General features: G+C 63.3%; 15 protein-coding genes. 5 read left to right on the plus strand and 10 right to left on the minus strand.

What is annotated here, in order from left to right; all coding sequences use genetic code 11:
* Positions 1-42: 42 nt before the first annotated feature.
* The 8 genes from gmk to ACR65N_RS02275 form a co-directional block, all read right to left on the minus strand.
* Complete coding sequence (gmk, locus tag ACR65N_RS02240) at positions 43-705, minus strand: guanylate kinase (protein WP_440455557.1); 663 nt, start codon at positions 703-705, stop codon at positions 43-45.
* Between the two features lie 3 nt (positions 706-708).
* Complete coding sequence (locus tag ACR65N_RS02245) at positions 709-1,602, minus strand: YicC/YloC family endoribonuclease (protein WP_440455558.1); 894 nt, start codon at positions 1,600-1,602, stop codon at positions 709-711.
* Positions 1,603-1,647: 45 nt separating this feature from the next.
* Positions 1,648-2,856, minus strand: a complete 1,209-nt coding sequence (gene mltG, locus ACR65N_RS02250) for an endolytic transglycosylase MltG (RefSeq protein WP_440455559.1) — start codon at positions 2,854-2,856, stop codon at positions 1,648-1,650.
* 139 nt (positions 2,857-2,995) lie between these two features.
* Entirely contained in the window at positions 2,996-4,258 is a 1,263-nt protein-coding gene (gene fabF, locus ACR65N_RS02255) for a beta-ketoacyl-ACP synthase II (RefSeq protein WP_440455560.1), read from the minus strand.
* 113 nt (positions 4,259-4,371) lie between these two features.
* Entirely contained in the window at positions 4,372-4,608 is a 237-nt protein-coding gene (locus ACR65N_RS02260) for an acyl carrier protein (protein ID WP_003502080.1), read from the minus strand.
* 286 nt (positions 4,609-4,894) lie between these two features.
* Positions 4,895-5,632, minus strand: coding sequence for a 3-oxoacyl-[acyl-carrier-protein] reductase (gene fabG / locus ACR65N_RS02265; RefSeq protein WP_440455561.1), 738 nt, complete (start codon positions 5,630-5,632; stop codon positions 4,895-4,897).
* Between the two features lie 17 nt (positions 5,633-5,649).
* Complete coding sequence (fabD, locus tag ACR65N_RS02270; RefSeq protein ID WP_440455562.1) at positions 5,650-6,594, minus strand: ACP S-malonyltransferase; 945 nt, start codon at positions 6,592-6,594, stop codon at positions 5,650-5,652.
* A gap of 93 nt (positions 6,595-6,687) precedes the next feature.
* Positions 6,688-7,974 carry an Nramp family divalent metal transporter gene (locus ACR65N_RS02275; RefSeq protein WP_440455563.1) on the minus strand — a complete coding sequence of 429 codons (1,287 nt, stop codon included), beginning with the start codon at positions 7,972-7,974 and terminating at the stop codon, positions 6,688-6,690.
* A gap of 260 nt (positions 7,975-8,234) precedes the next feature.
* Between ACR65N_RS02275 and ACR65N_RS02280 the strand changes: the two genes are divergently transcribed.
* Positions 8,235-9,278, plus strand: a complete 1,044-nt coding sequence (locus tag ACR65N_RS02280; protein ID WP_440455564.1) for an aldo/keto reductase — start codon at positions 8,235-8,237, stop codon at positions 9,276-9,278.
* 60 nt (positions 9,279-9,338) lie between these two features.
* On the opposite strand, the gene ACR65N_RS02285 is transcribed toward ACR65N_RS02280, so the two are convergent.
* Entirely contained in the window at positions 9,339-10,058 is a 720-nt protein-coding gene (locus ACR65N_RS02285) for a cytochrome c biogenesis CcdA family protein (protein ID WP_440455565.1), read from the minus strand.
* A 3-nt stretch (positions 10,059-10,061) separates the two neighbouring features.
* The gene (locus ACR65N_RS02290; RefSeq protein WP_440455566.1) at positions 10,062-10,463 is read right to left on the minus strand and encodes a thioredoxin family protein; all 402 of its coding nucleotides are present in this window, start codon (positions 10,461-10,463) and stop codon (positions 10,062-10,064) included.
* A gap of 378 nt (positions 10,464-10,841) precedes the next feature.
* On the opposite strand from ACR65N_RS02290, the gene rpsF reads away from it, so the two are divergent.
* From rpsF to rplI, 4 genes are all read left to right on the plus strand, one after another.
* Complete coding sequence (gene rpsF, locus ACR65N_RS02295; protein ID WP_440455567.1) at positions 10,842-11,303, plus strand: 30S ribosomal protein S6; 462 nt, start codon at positions 10,842-10,844, stop codon at positions 11,301-11,303.
* Positions 11,304-11,327: 24 nt separating this feature from the next.
* Positions 11,328-11,576, plus strand: coding sequence for a 30S ribosomal protein S18 (gene rpsR, locus ACR65N_RS02300; protein WP_430305297.1), 249 nt, complete (start codon positions 11,328-11,330; stop codon positions 11,574-11,576).
* A gap of 190 nt (positions 11,577-11,766) precedes the next feature.
* Positions 11,767-12,738: a YybS family protein gene (locus ACR65N_RS02305; protein WP_440455568.1), complete on the plus strand. Its 972-nt coding sequence runs from the start codon at positions 11,767-11,769 to the stop codon at positions 12,736-12,738.
* Positions 12,739-12,756: 18 nt separating this feature from the next.
* A complete protein-coding gene (rplI, locus tag ACR65N_RS02310; protein ID WP_430305301.1) occupies positions 12,757-13,338 on the plus strand; it encodes a 50S ribosomal protein L9 in 582 nt (193 codons plus the stop codon).
* The last annotated feature ends 22 nt before the right edge of the window (positions 13,339-13,360 follow it).

Genomic DNA, 13,360 nt, shown 5'->3' on the forward strand with positions numbered 1-13,360 from the left:
GGCCGCCGGTGGCGGCCCCAGGCGAAGCGGACACTATCAGGCCTAAAGCACCGGCTCTTCTTCCAGAAGGTCCCGCACGAAATCGAACAGGCCGTGGCGCCGGTCGCGACGGATGCGCTCGGCGTTGACGATGCAGCTGACATGGCCGAAAGCCTCGTCCAGGTCGTCGTTGACGATGACGTAGTCGTATTCACGCCAGTGCTCGATCTCGGCGCGAGAGTTCAGCAGCCGGGTGCGGATCACCTCTTCGGTATCCTCGGCGCGACGGTGCAAGCGCGACTGCAGCTCCGTCATGCTGGGCGGCAGCACGAAGATCGAAACGATGTCGGCCTTCATCTTGTCCTGCAGCTGCAGGGCGCCCTGCCAGTCGATGTCGAACAGCATGTCCCGACCCTCGGCCATGGCGGCCTCCACAGGCTCACGAGGCGTGCCATAGAAATTGCCATGCACTTCCGCCCATTCCAGCAGCTCGCCGCTGTCGCGCATGCGCTCGAACTGCGGGATGGTGATGAAGTGGTAGTGCTTGCCGTTGATCTCGCTCGGGCGCTTCGTCCTGGTCGTGACGCTGACCGAGATCTCCAGGCTGTGGTCATCGCGCAGCAGATTGCCCGCGATGGTCGACTTGCCCGCGCCAGACGGCGAAGACAGAACCAGCATCAGGCCACGACGGGCGATCTTGATGGGCGAGGACTGCGCCGGGCTCATGGACTACTCCAAATTCTGGACCTGTTCTCGGAACTGGTCGATCACGACTTTCAATTCGATGCCTGCCGCGGTTACCGCAGCCGAGTTGGATTTGGAACAGATTGTATTGGACTCGCGGTTAAATTCCTGTGCAAGAAAATCGAGCCGCCGGCCGATAGGTCCGCCTCGGGCCAATAGATCGTCCGCCGCCGCCACATGCGCCTTCAACCGGTCGATCTCCTCGCGCAGGTCCGCCTTCGTCGCAAGCAGTGCCACCTCGCCGTAGAGACGGTCGCGGTCGAGCCCCGAGCCGCCGCTCTCCAGCAGCGTCGACAATTGAGCCGACAGACGGCGGGCAATCTCCTCCGACGATCGCGAGGGATCGTTTTCAACCGTCGCCGTCAGCGCTTCAATGGTCCGCACCTGGCCGCTCAAGATCGCCGCAAGCGCTGCCCCCTCGCTGCGCCGCATGGTGACCAGATCCTCCAGCGCTAGGTCGAGCCCGTCGAGGATTGCCGCATCCCGGACAGACACAGCCTCGGCATCGTCTTCCGCCTCCTTGAACTCGACGAGCCCGCGGATCGAGAGAAGGCTGTCGAGGCGTAGCGGCGAAGGGTCAACCAGATCGCCAAGCTCGCTCCGCAAGACCTGCAGCGCCGCCAGCGCATCGCGGTTGAGCACCGCTTCGATCTTCGGCTCGCTGTAGCCAAGCGACAGCGACGCCTGGATATTGCCGCGCCCGAGTTCAGCCGCGATACGGCGGCGGACTTCGGTCTCCAGGAGATCCAAGCCGGGCGGCAGCCGCAGCCGCACATCCAGCCCCTTGCCATTGACCGAGCGCAGCTCCCAAGCCCAGCGATAGCGCCCCGTCGTGCCCTCCCGGCGGGCAAAACCGGTCATCGATTGCACAGTCGTCATAAGACCCTTCCGAACGAAAAAGGCCGCCGAGCGGCGGCCTGTCTCCTAGTTGCCTTTCGGCGGCTTTTCGGCGTCCGCGCCGCCGGGAAGCCCGTCCGACAATTCCTGATCGGCGCCGCCCGCAGCGGTGCGATCCGCCTCAATCTTGCGCCAGCGGCGGACATTGGCATTGTGCTCGTCAAGCGTCGCAGCGAACACATGACCGCCGCTGCCGTCGGCGACGAAATATAGGTCGTTGGTGCGCCACGGATTGGCAACCGCTTCCAGCGCAGCGCGACCAGGATTTGCGATCGGCGTCGGCGGCAGGCCGCGTACCTGGTAGGTGTTGTAAGGCGTCTGCTTGTCGAGATCCGATTTCAGGATCGGCCGGTCGGAGGGCTTACCCGCGCCGCCGAAGATGCCGTAGATGATCGTCGGGTCGGACTGCAGGCGCATGCCCTTGTTCAGGCGGTTGATGAAGACCGAAGCGACATGCGCCCGCTCGTCATCCTTGCCGGTTTCCTTTTCGACGATCGACGCCAGAACGACGAATTCCTGCTTCGTCTTGATCGGCAGGTCGGGATCGCGCTTCTCCCAGATCTGGTCGACGAGGCGCTCCTGGGCAACCCGCATCTGCGACAGGATCTCGCTGCGCCGCGTGCCGCGCGAGAACTTGTAGGTATCGGGCCGCAGGCTGCCTTCCGGCGGATGCTCGTTGGGCAGGTCGCCTTCCAGCACAGAATCTTCCGACAGTCGGCTCAGCATCTGCTGGACCGTCAGACCTTCCGGCATCGAGACGGAATAGAGAATCGACTTGCCGGATTCGAGCAGGGTGGCGACATCCTTCATCGAGGCGCCGGCCTTGATCTCGTATTCGCCGGCCTTCAACGTCGCCCCGTCCCGCAGGTTGCTTGCCGTCATGTAGCGGAAGATCCGCCCGTCGGAGACGATGCCGTTACGCTCCAGGCTCTGGGCGATTTCCGCCAGACCGGAGCCTTCGCGCACGGTGAAATGCGTGTTGGTCTCGAGCGGACCCGGGTTCTGGTAGGAGGTGACGACGTAATAGAAGGCGGCGATCGCCGCGATACAGCCGAGAACGACCATCGTCATGAGGAAGTTGAGGAAAATGACGATCTGGCTGCGCGCCTTCTTCGAGCGCCGCGGCGGCTCCGGAACCCGTTCCGGCTTCAAAGCCTCGTTCGGCGACTTCGGCATGAAAGGCCCGCCGCCCTGGCCGGCATCGCGGCCGGAAGCCTGATCGCTGCTGCTGTTCATGTCGATTACCGGCACTCCTTCTGAGGTTCTCTCATCGTTGGTCCATGACCAAGCAATGCGGCGAAAACAGGGTTCAGAAGACGACGACAACCCGGCCGCGGATCAACAATCCGAGGCCGGGCAGACCCGTCTCGCAGTCTCAGCCTTCGTAGCGCCGAAGCACGAGCGAGGCGTTGGTGCCGCCGAAACCGAACGAGTTCGACAATGCAACATCCACCTGCCGCTTGCGCGCCACGTGCGGAACGAGATCGATCGCCGTCTCGACATCGGGATTGTCGAGGTTGAGCGTCGGAGGCACGACGTTATCGCGAATGGTGAGCGCCGAAAAGATCGCTTCGATAGCGCCGGCGGCACCCAGAAGGTGACCAACCGCCGATTTAGTCGACGACATCGAGATCCTGGAGGCGGATCCGCCGACCAGCCGCTCCACGGCACCGAGTTCGATCGTGTCGGCCATGGTCGAGGTGCCATGGGCGTTGATGTAGTCGATGTCCGACGCGCCGAGACCGGCACGCTTCAGGGCCGCGGTCATGCAGCGGAAGGCACCGTCGCCGTCTTCCGACGGAGCCGTGATGTGGAACGCATCACCCGACAGACCGTAGCCGATCACTTCAGCGTAGATTTTGGCGCCACGCGCCTTGGCGTGCTCGAGTTCCTCGAGCACGACGATGCCGGCGCCCTCGCCCATGACGAAACCGTCGCGGTCCCTGTCATAGGGACGCGATGCCCTTGTGGGGTCATCGTTGTGCTGCGTGGACAGCGCCTTGCAGGCAGCAAAACCGGCAAGCGAGATGCGACTGATCGGCGATTCTGCGCCACCTGCCACCATCACGTCGGCATCACCGAAGGCAATCAGACGGCTCGCATCGCCGATCGCGTGCGCGCCCGTGGAACAGGCCGTCACGACAGAATGGTTTGGACCGCGCAGCTTGTGACGGATCGACACGTGGCCGGAAATCAGGTTGATCAGGCGACCCGGAATGAAGAAGGGCGAGATGCGGCGCGGCCCCTTGTCGCGGAGCGTATAGCCCGCTTCGACGATGCCTTCGATGCCGCCGATGCCGGAGCCGATGAGCACGCCGGTGGCGCACTGATCTTCGTCGGTCTGCGGGTGCCAGCCGGCATCTTCAAGCGCCATGTCGGCGGCTGCCATGCCGTAGATGATAAACGGATCGACCTTGCGCTGTTCCTTGGGCTCCATCCAGTTGTCGGCACTGAACGTTCCGTCGGAACCGTCGCCGAGCGGAATGCGGCAGGCGATCTTGGCAGGAAGGTCTTCGACTTCGAACTCGGTGACGCGGCGCGCTGCATTCTGGCCGGCGATCAGACGCGACCAGCTCACTTCAGTGCCACAGCCCAGAGGAGATACCATACCGGTACCGGTGATAACGACACGCCTCATGCCAGCGTCCCACCCCGCATGTTCTATGTTATATCACGTCAATAAAACGGCCCGAACATGCCGGGCCGCCAAAGAACTTCCCAAGCGAGGGAGCTCTCAGATATCGATCGAAATCAGGCCTGAGCCTTTTCGATGAACTTCACGGCATCGCCGACCGTCAGGATCGAGTCAGCAGCGTCGTCCGGGATTTCAACGCCGAACTCTTCTTCGAAAGCCATGACGAGTTCGACGGTGTCGAGGGAGTCAGCGCCCAGATCGTCGATGAAGCTTGCGCCTTCGACAACCTTGTCGGCGTCAACGCCGAGATGATCAATGACAATTTTCTTAACGCGCTCTGCGATATCGCTCATGTCGGTTTTCCTCGACCTTTATCTTTTCGGACTACCGTAACGGCATCCGCACCCTGTTGAAAACCCCCGAACCGCCTGGTGAGGCCGGTCGAGGGCAAACTCGCGCACCCGAGAGAAGTTGCGATCCATGATGCGCGAAACGCATGGAGGACGCCAACCTTCGGGGTGACTGTTCACAGTCATGGCCCGCTTAACACGGTTTCACCGCGCCGCAAAGCCCGAAAATCGCCCGCCGCCACGCCGCCAACAGGCAATCGAGCAACGGCCGACAGCGGGCGCAAACCATTCAGATCATTGCCATGCCACCGTTGACATGCAGCGTCTGGCCGGTGACGTAGCCGGCCTCGTTGGAAGCCAGGTAAAGGACGGCAGACGCGATGTCGGCGCCGACGCCCATCCGCTTCATCGGGATGACCCCGAGAATGCCTTCCTTCTGCTTGTCGTTCAACTTTCCGGTCATGGCGCTCTCGATAAAGCCGGGGGCGATGCAGTTGACCGTGACGTTGCGGGTGGCGATTTCCTGGGCCAGCGACTTCGACATGCCGATCATGCCGGCCTTGGAGGCGCAGTAATTGGCCTGCCCCGGATTGCCGGTGACGCCGACCACCGAGGTGATGTTGATGATGCGGCCAAAGCGGCGGCGCATCATCGGATGGGTGAGCTCGCGCGTCAGCCGGAAAGTCGCCGTGAGGTTGACCTCGAGAACCGCGTCCCAGTCCTCGTCGCTCATCCGCACGAACAGGCCGTCCTTGGTGATGCCGGCATTGTTGACAAGAATATCGACGCCGCCAAGTTCGGCTTCAGCCTTCTCGCCGAGCGCCTTTACCGCGGCGCGATCACTGAGATCGGCGGGGAAGACGTGCACCCGTTCGCCGAGTTCGGCGGCCAGCGCCTCCAGCTTTTCGGCGCGCGTTCCGTGCAGGCCGACGGTTGCGCCCTGTGCGTGCAGCAGCCTGGCGATTTCTTCGCCGATGCCGCCGGTCGCACCCGTCACCAAGGCCTTGCGGCCGGTCAAGTCAAACATCGTCTATTCCTTTGTTCTCAGCCGAGGAGCGTCTTTACCGCTGCTTCGATATCGGCAGGCGTATTTACCGCGATGCCGGTGACGTTCTTGTCTATGCGGCGCGCCAGGCCCGTCAGCACCTTGCCGGAGCCGATCTCGTAGAGCGTCGTCACATCGTTGGCGCCGAACCACTCGACAGTCTCGCGCCAGCGCACCTGGCCGGTGACCTGGGTGACGAGAAGCTGGGCGATCTCGCCGGCATCGCGCACCGGAGCTGCCCGGACGTTAGCGATCAGCGGCACTACCGGATCATTCTTCGTCACCAGGTCCAGCGCGTGCTGCATGGCACTTGCGGCCGGTGCCATAAGGTCGGAGTGGAAAGGTGCCGAAACCGGCAGCATGATGGCACGCTTGGCGCCCTTTTCCGAGGCCAGTGCGGCGGCTTTTTCAACGGCAGCCTTCGAGCCGGAGATGACGAGTTGTCCTCCGCCATTGTCGTTGGCGATCTGGCAGATGCCGACCGGCAGGACTTCGGCGCAGACGGCTTCGACATCCGCATGTTCCAGCCCGATGATCGCCGCCATGGCGCCCTCGCCGACGGCGACTGCCGACTGCATGGCGTTGCCGCGGGTGCGCAACAGGCGAGCGGTATCGGAGAGGCTGAAGGTGCCGGCGGCGCACAGTGCCGAATATTCGCCGAGTGAATGGCCGGCGACGTAGGCGACTTTGTCGGCCAGCCTCACACCATTGGCCTCCAGCACGCGCATGACCGCCATCGACACAGCCATCAGCGCCGGCTGTGCATTGGCCGTCAGCGTCAACTGATCTTCCGGGCCATTCCACATGATCTCGGAGAGCTTCTGATCGAGCGCCTCGTCGACCTCGTCGAAAACGGCACGCGCCTCGGGGAACGCCTCGGCGAGATCCTTGCTCATGCCGACCGACTGGCTGCCCTGGCCCGGGAATGTAAATGCAATGCTCATGGGATCCGTTTCCTTTCCCTTTTCGCCTCTCCATTCACATTCCCGCCCGGAGAGTCAAGGCTCCCGGACGGGGACGATGCCGTCTGCTGCCCGCTACCCCCCGGAAACCAGGCCGATCACCTCGTTGATGCACAGGACGATGAACAGCAGTGCCGCCACTCCGAGCAGTCCGTTCGATACCCAGCCGCTGCGCCATTCCTTCGGGACGCGCGACGAGTTGAGCAGCCAGATCAGCGTCAGCGCCAGGAACGGCATGAAGAAGGCACCGAGCGCTCCGTAGACGATGACGAGGGTGAACGGGCGACCGAACCACAGCAGTGCCATCGGCGGGATGGTCAGCCAGAAGAGGTAGAAGCGGAAGGCGTTGGTCTTTTCGAGGTTCTGCCCGCGGCCCGTGCCGCCACGCAGGATGTGGACGAAGTCGGCGAACAGCAGCGAGACGCCGTGCCAGACGCCGAGGATGGAGGAGATGGCGGTGGCGAAGAAGCCGATGAGGAAGATTGTCGACACGACCGGCCCGAACCGTTCACGCAACACCTCGTCGAGGTCGAGAAGGCCGCGGTCGCCCGTCGAGAGGGTGATCTGCGCCGTGTAGAGCATTTCGGCGCCGATGATCAGCATGGCGACCACGAAGATGCCGGTGATGGCGTAGGAGACGCGGTTATCGAGGCGCATGACGCCCATCCAGGCCGGCGTGCGCCAGCCCTTGGCGTTCACCCAGTAACCGTAGGAGGCCATGGTGATGGTGCCGCCGACGCCGCCGATCAGGCCGAGCGTGTAGACGACCGAGCCTTCCGGTATGCTCGGCACGAGGCCCGTCAGGGCGTTGCCGATGTTCGGCGCGACCATCAGCGCCACGCCGACGACAATGACGAACATCAAGCCGATGAAGAACTTCATGACGTTCTCGAACATCTCGTAGCGGTTGAGCGCGACGAAGACGGCGCAGATCGAACCGCACAGCATGGCCCAGAGCCAGAGCGGCACCGCCGGAAACAGGGCGGCGAGCGGCAGCGCCGTGGCGCTCATCGCCGTTGCGCCGTACACGAAGCCCCAGATCATGATGTAGATGCCGAAATACCAGCTCGTCCATTTGCCGAGCGAGCGCCAGCCCTCCAGCATGGTGGAACCGGTGGCGAGGTGGTAACGGGCGGACCCCTCAGCCAGGGCAATCTTGACGATGCAGCCGATGACGGCAGCCCACAGCAGCGCATAGCCGAAGCGCGACCCGGCGATCAAAGTCGCCACCAGATCACCGGCGCCGACGCCCGTGGCAGCCGCCACGATCCCCGGTCCGATCAGCTTCCAGCGGCCATGTCGAGGCGGCGCCGACAGGTCTGCCGGGGGGGCCTCAGCCTGCTGTTTCGTCACATCATTCATGCTTTTCTCCTACACCAATGGAACACGGCCACTGAGGCAGAAAGTCGTTTCGCCGGAAAAAGTTGCCTCATTTCCTCCATCATTGCCCTCTGCCTGGTTGCCACGTTCCCTGCCGCGAGAGCCGGATCTTGCCTTGCGGCGAAAGCCGGTTACATTTGTCATGCCCGATCCGCTCCAATCCCCAGGACCTTCCCAAGGTCGCCAGCGGTTCTCCGCATCGCCCCCCAGCCATCAGACCATCTCAAAACGGAAACATCTGCATGAACTTCAAGACGCTCGGTCGCACCGGTATCAAGGTGTCGCAAATCTGCCTCGGCACGATGACCTGGGGCTCCCAGAACAGCGAGGCGGAAGCCTTTCAACAGATGGATTACGCGCTGGACCAGGGCGTCAACTTCTTCGATACCGCCGAGCTCTATCCGACGACCCCGGTTTCGCCCGAGACCTACACCGACACCGAAAAGATGATCGGCAACTGGTTCGAGAAGACCGGCAACCGTGACAAGGTGGTGCTGGCAACCAAGGTCGCCGGCGCCGGCCGTCCGTATATCCGCAACGGCGCGCCGATCAATGCCGAGACCATCCGCCAGGCGGTGGATGCGAGCCTGTCCCGGCTGAAGACCGACTATATCGACCTCTACCAGATCCACTGGCCGAACCGCGGGCACTACCATTTCCGCGGCGCCTGGAATTACAATCCGTTCGAGCAGGACAAGTCCCGCACCCGCGACGAGATCACCGAGAAGCTCGATGCGCTCGGCGATTGCGTCAAGGCCGGCAAGATCCGCGCCATCGGCCTGTCGAACGAGACGGCCTGGGGAACCCAGAACTTCCTGACGATCGCCGAAAAGCTCGGCCTGCCGCGCGTTGCAACCGTGCAAAACGAATACAGCCTGCTCTACCGCACCTTCGACCTGGACCTGGCGGAACTTTCGCATCACGAAGATGTCGGCCTGCTTGCCTATTCGCCACTCGCCGCCGGCATCCTCTCCGGCAAGTATCTGGACGGCGGCAAGCCGGCTGGTTCGCGCGGATCGATCAACGGCGACCTCGGCGGACGGCTTGTGCCGCACCAGGAGCCGGTGACGCGCGCCTATGTCGAGTTGGCGCGTCGGCACGATCTCGATCCGACGCAGATGGCTCTCGCCTTCTGCCTCACGCGGCCGTTCATGACGTCGGTGATCATCGGCGCCACGTCCATGGAGCAGCTGAAGCTCAACATCGGTGCCGCCGACGTGGTTCTCTCCGATGAGGTGATGAGGGGAATCTTCGACATCCACCGCCAGTACCCGATGCCGATCTGACGAAACCGATCTGACGAAAACCGGCGCGGTTGCAAAAAACTGCGCCGGTTCGGACCCATCTCAAAACTGTGTCGTCAGGCGTGTCAGCCAATCCGGCGACAGTTCCACCAGGCGCGTCTCGACCAGCTTGTCGAGCCCCGTCAGAACCGCCAGGCCGACAAGCACGAGCAGCAGTCCAAGGCCGATCTTCATCGTCTTGCCGGCATCCATCAGGCGGCCGCGCCAACGCTGCATCGCCTCGCGCGACAGGGTCCCCAACAGGAGAAGCGGTGCTGCCGCACCGATGCCGAAGGCGACCATCGTCAGGAATACCTCACCGAGGCTCTGCCCCTGCGCGGCCATCACCGAGGCCGCGCCGAGCGTCGGTCCGACGCAAGGGCTCCAGACCGCACCGAGCAGGACGCCGACCAGGAACTGCCCCGTCCAGCCCTCCTCGCCGAAACCGCCGAAGCGGCGCTCGGCCCAGTTGCCGACCGGGCCGGCAGCGGCCGCCAGCCGTGTCTGCATGGACGGCGCCATCAGCACGAGGCCGAAGGCGATCATCATCAGCGCCGCGAAGCTGCGGAAGAAGGCGAGGTCAAAGCCGAGGCCGAAACCGATCGTCGCCACGAACATGCCGATCGCGACGAACGAGCCGGCAAGGCCGAGCGCCAGCGCCAGCTGACCATACCGATGCTTGCTCGCAGCACTCGTCAACACGATCGGCAAGAGCGGCAGCACGCAAGGGGAGAGGATCGAAAGCAGGCCCGCGAGTGCCGCAAGCGACAGGGAGCCGACCATCGCCTAGTTCTTTACCGTCGATCGGAACAGCGCCTCGATCTTCTGCGCACTCGTGTCACCGACCGACCGCGAGGTCTCGGTCTTGCCCTTGAATGCGATCAGCGTCGACTGGCTCTGCGCGCCAAAGGCCCGCACGACGTCCTTCTGCGTGTCGAAGTCGACCCGGAAGATCGTCAGCTCGGAGAAGTCCGGCGACGCCGCCAGGGTCTTGATGATCGGCTCCTGGGCCCTGCAGGTCGGACACCAGCTCGCCCAGACGTCGACGACGATCGGTTGGTTCTTCTGCTGCGCCGCCTGAAACGACGCCTTATCATAGGGCTTCAACTCGGCTGCGCCGGTCGTCGTCGCCAAGGCGATCATGCCCACGAAGCCGGCTGCCAGTGCCGATACCATTCTGGTCTTCATCTGATTCTCCCAGGTTTCCGATTGATGACAACATCTTCTACGGGTGCAGGTGCTGCTCGGTTACAGGTCTCGCAAACACATCCGCGTGATGCGCCACTGCCGATCCACTCGCAACATTCTGCCCTGCGGTGTTGCGTTCTGGCGAGAAATCCGTATAAGCGCGCTGTTCACAACACCCGGTCATTTGGCTGGTGGCTGAACGGAGGGCTGGTTTCCGGCAACGGAAACCGCAGGAACTAGAGAGTTCCGGTCTCCCGTGTCTCCGCTCTCGACCGTCTCGAACAACGCTTTTCTTGCATCGGTTACCCGAACAGGAGCAGTCGTTGAGGCTTAGCGCCGGACCCGGGTGTGACAACCGCAAGAAAAGGCAAAGCTACCATGGCTCTTTACGAACATGTATTCCTTGCCCGGCAGGATATGTCCGCACAGCAGGTTGATGCCCTCGTCGAACAGTACAAGGGCGTCCTCGAAGCTAACGGCGGCAAGGTCGGGCGTGTAGAGAACTGGGGCCTCAAGTCCCTGACCTACCGCATCAACAAGAACCGCAAGGCTCACTACGCGCTCATGGACATCGATGCACCGGCTGCTGCCGTGCATGAGATGGAGCGCCAGATGCGCATCAACGAAGACGTTCTTCGCTACATGACGGTTGCCGTCGAGAAGCACGAAGAAGGCCCGTCTGCAATGATGCAGAAGCGCGACCGCGACGACCGTCCGCGTCGTGACGGCGACGATCGTGGCCCGCGCCGCGAAGGTGGCTTCGGCGACCGTGGTCCGCGTCCGGACCGTGGCCCGCGTGAAGGCGGCTTCGAGCGCCGTCCGCGCGAAGATCGCGCCTAATCGAGAGCTCAAGGAGAACACATCATGGCTGAATCATCCTCCGCTCCGGCACGCCGTCCGTTCCATCGCCGCCGCAAGACCTGCCCCTTCTCGGGCGCAAACGCTCCGCGGATCGACTACAAGGACGTTCGCCTCCTGCAGCGCTACATTTCCGAGCGTGGCAAGATCGTACCTTCGCGCATCACGGCCGTTTCCCAGAAGAAGCAGCGCGAACTGGCCCAGGCCATCAAGCGCGCCCGCTTCCTCGGCCTGCTGCCCTACGTTCTGTCCTAATCGGACCTGACTGAAAGGGAAGGCAGTCTCTGCCTTCCCTTCTCCCTTCCGCGTTGGGCGCGGATCGGAATCCTACACAGGCCGCGGCGCGATACCGGAGTTCGTCCGGAGCGGCGCCAGCGGACAAAACCCATGTTGGGGACCGGAGATCCGGAGCTTCCCCTAACTGCTCGACAGCAGGACAGCGATCGTGACCGGACTGAACCAGACAGTGCTGACAACCGGCATCCTTGCCGGCATTGCCGCCGCCCTGCTCGTGCTGGGCGCCAATGCGCAGCCGTCGTTCGCCTCGATCCTCTATGCCTCCTCCGCCCTTCCGGTCCTGGTCGCCGGCCTCGGTTGGGGCAATCGCGCGGCCATCGTCGCGATCGTTACCGCCGCCATCATCGGCGCCCTGCTGGTATCGCCGATGTTCGCGCTGGCGATGGCGATCTTCACGCTGATCCCGGCCGGCTGGCTGTCGCACCTGGCAAACCTGGCGCGCCCGGCATCGGAACTCGGCGGTCCGGACGACCTGGTGGCCTGGTATCCGATCTCCAACATCCTGATGCATCTGTGCGGGCTGGTGACGGTTGCCGTCGTCATCCTCGGCGCGGCGATCGGCTACGGCCCCGAACTGACCGACCGGATGGTCGACGTGATGGTCGACAGCTTCAACAGCCAGGATGCCGGTCTCGTGCCGGATCCGGCCGGCATTGCCCAGACCAAGGCGATGGCGGTCCTGATGCTGCCGCTCATCCAGGGTGGGCTGTGGGTGATCCTGCTGTTTGCGGCCTTCTACCTCGCGGTCCGCATCGTGTCGCGCAGCGGCCGTGCACTTCGCCCGCGCGAGGACATGCCATCGGCGCTGCGCATGAACCGCAACGCCATCTTCGTGTTTCTCGGCGGCATCGTGCTGACCTTTCTCGGCGGCGTTCCGGCGATGATCGGTGCAACGATCTGCGGCACGTTCGGCGGCGGCTTCCTGATGGCCGGCTTCGCCTCTCTTCACTACCGCACCAAGGGCAAGGACTGGCGCGTCCCGGCCCTGGTGCTCGTCTACCTGTCGACGATGATGGTGCTTCCGGCTATCGCCATCCTCATCATCGGCCTTTCCGATACCCGCCGGACGATCGCCCTGACGCCGGCCCGCAATACCGATAAAGCAAACACATCCGATTGATAGAAAGGAACATCAACGATGCACGTCATCCTACTTGAACGCATCTCCAAGCTCGGCCAGATGGGCGAAACCGTCAAGGTTCGCGACGGCTACGCCCGTAACTTCCTGCTGCCGCAGGGCAAGGCACTGCGCTCCAACGCTGCCAACAAGACCCGCTTCGAAGCCGAGCGTGCGACGCTCGAAGCCCGTAACCTGGAGCGCAAGTCGGAAGCCGAACAGGTTGCCGAAACGCTGAACGGCAAGTCGTTCATCGTCGTGCGCGCCGCCGGCGAAACCGGTCAGCTCTACGGTTCGGTCGCCGCTCGCGACGTGCTTGAAGTGCTCTCAGCCGAAGGCTTCGCCATCAGCCGCAGCCAGGTCGACCTCAACAACCCGATCAAGGCCATCGGCCTGCACAAGGTGGTTCTCCACCTGCATGCCGAAGTCGAGATCGAAATCGAGCTCAACGTCGCTCGTACGCCGGAAGAAGCCGAGCGCCAGGCACAGGGCGAAAGCCTTACCTCGGCCGACGCCATCTACGGCGTTGACGAAGACGCCCTGCGTCCGGAAGACTTCTTCGATCCGGATGCAGACCGCGACGGCGAAGGCGACGACGAATAATCGACCGCCAAGCATCATGAAA

The sequence above is a fragment of the Rhizobium sp. SAFR-030 genome, from assembly GCF_059415005.1.

Coding starts and splice junctions, on each gene's coding strand:
- rpsF (WP_440455567.1), top strand. CDS start 10,842: ATGGCTCTTTACGAACATGTATTCCTTGCCCGGCAGGATATGTCCGCA.
- rpsR (WP_430305297.1), top strand. CDS start 11,328: ATGGCTGAATCATCCTCCGCTCCGGCACGCCGTCCGTTCCATCGCCGC.
- ACR65N_RS02285 (WP_440455565.1), bottom strand. CDS start 10,058: ATGGTCGGCTCCCTGTCGCTTGCGGCACTCGCGGGCCTGCTTTCGATC.
- gmk (WP_440455557.1), bottom strand. CDS start 705: ATGAGCCCGGCGCAGTCCTCGCCCATCAAGATCGCCCGTCGTGGCCTG.
- fabF (WP_440455560.1), bottom strand. CDS start 4,258: ATGAGGCGTGTCGTTATCACCGGTACCGGTATGGTATCTCCTCTGGGC.
- ACR65N_RS02280 (WP_440455564.1), top strand. CDS start 8,235: ATGAACTTCAAGACGCTCGGTCGCACCGGTATCAAGGTGTCGCAAATC.
- ACR65N_RS02275 (WP_440455563.1), bottom strand. CDS start 7,974: ATGAATGATGTGACGAAACAGCAGGCTGAGGCCCCCCCGGCAGACCTG.
- ACR65N_RS02290 (WP_440455566.1), bottom strand. CDS start 10,463: ATGAAGACCAGAATGGTATCGGCACTGGCAGCCGGCTTCGTGGGCATG.
- rplI (WP_430305301.1), top strand. CDS start 12,757: ATGCACGTCATCCTACTTGAACGCATCTCCAAGCTCGGCCAGATGGGC.
- ACR65N_RS02260 (WP_003502080.1), bottom strand. CDS start 4,608: ATGAGCGATATCGCAGAGCGCGTTAAGAAAATTGTCATTGATCATCTC.
- fabG (WP_440455561.1), bottom strand. CDS start 5,632: ATGTTTGACTTGACCGGCCGCAAGGCCTTGGTGACGGGTGCGACCGGC.
- mltG (WP_440455559.1), bottom strand. CDS start 2,856: ATGAACAGCAGCAGCGATCAGGCTTCCGGCCGCGATGCCGGCCAGGGC.
- ACR65N_RS02245 (WP_440455558.1), bottom strand. CDS start 1,602: ATGACGACTGTGCAATCGATGACCGGTTTTGCCCGCCGGGAGGGCACG.
- fabD (WP_440455562.1), bottom strand. CDS start 6,594: ATGAGCATTGCATTTACATTCCCGGGCCAGGGCAGCCAGTCGGTCGGC.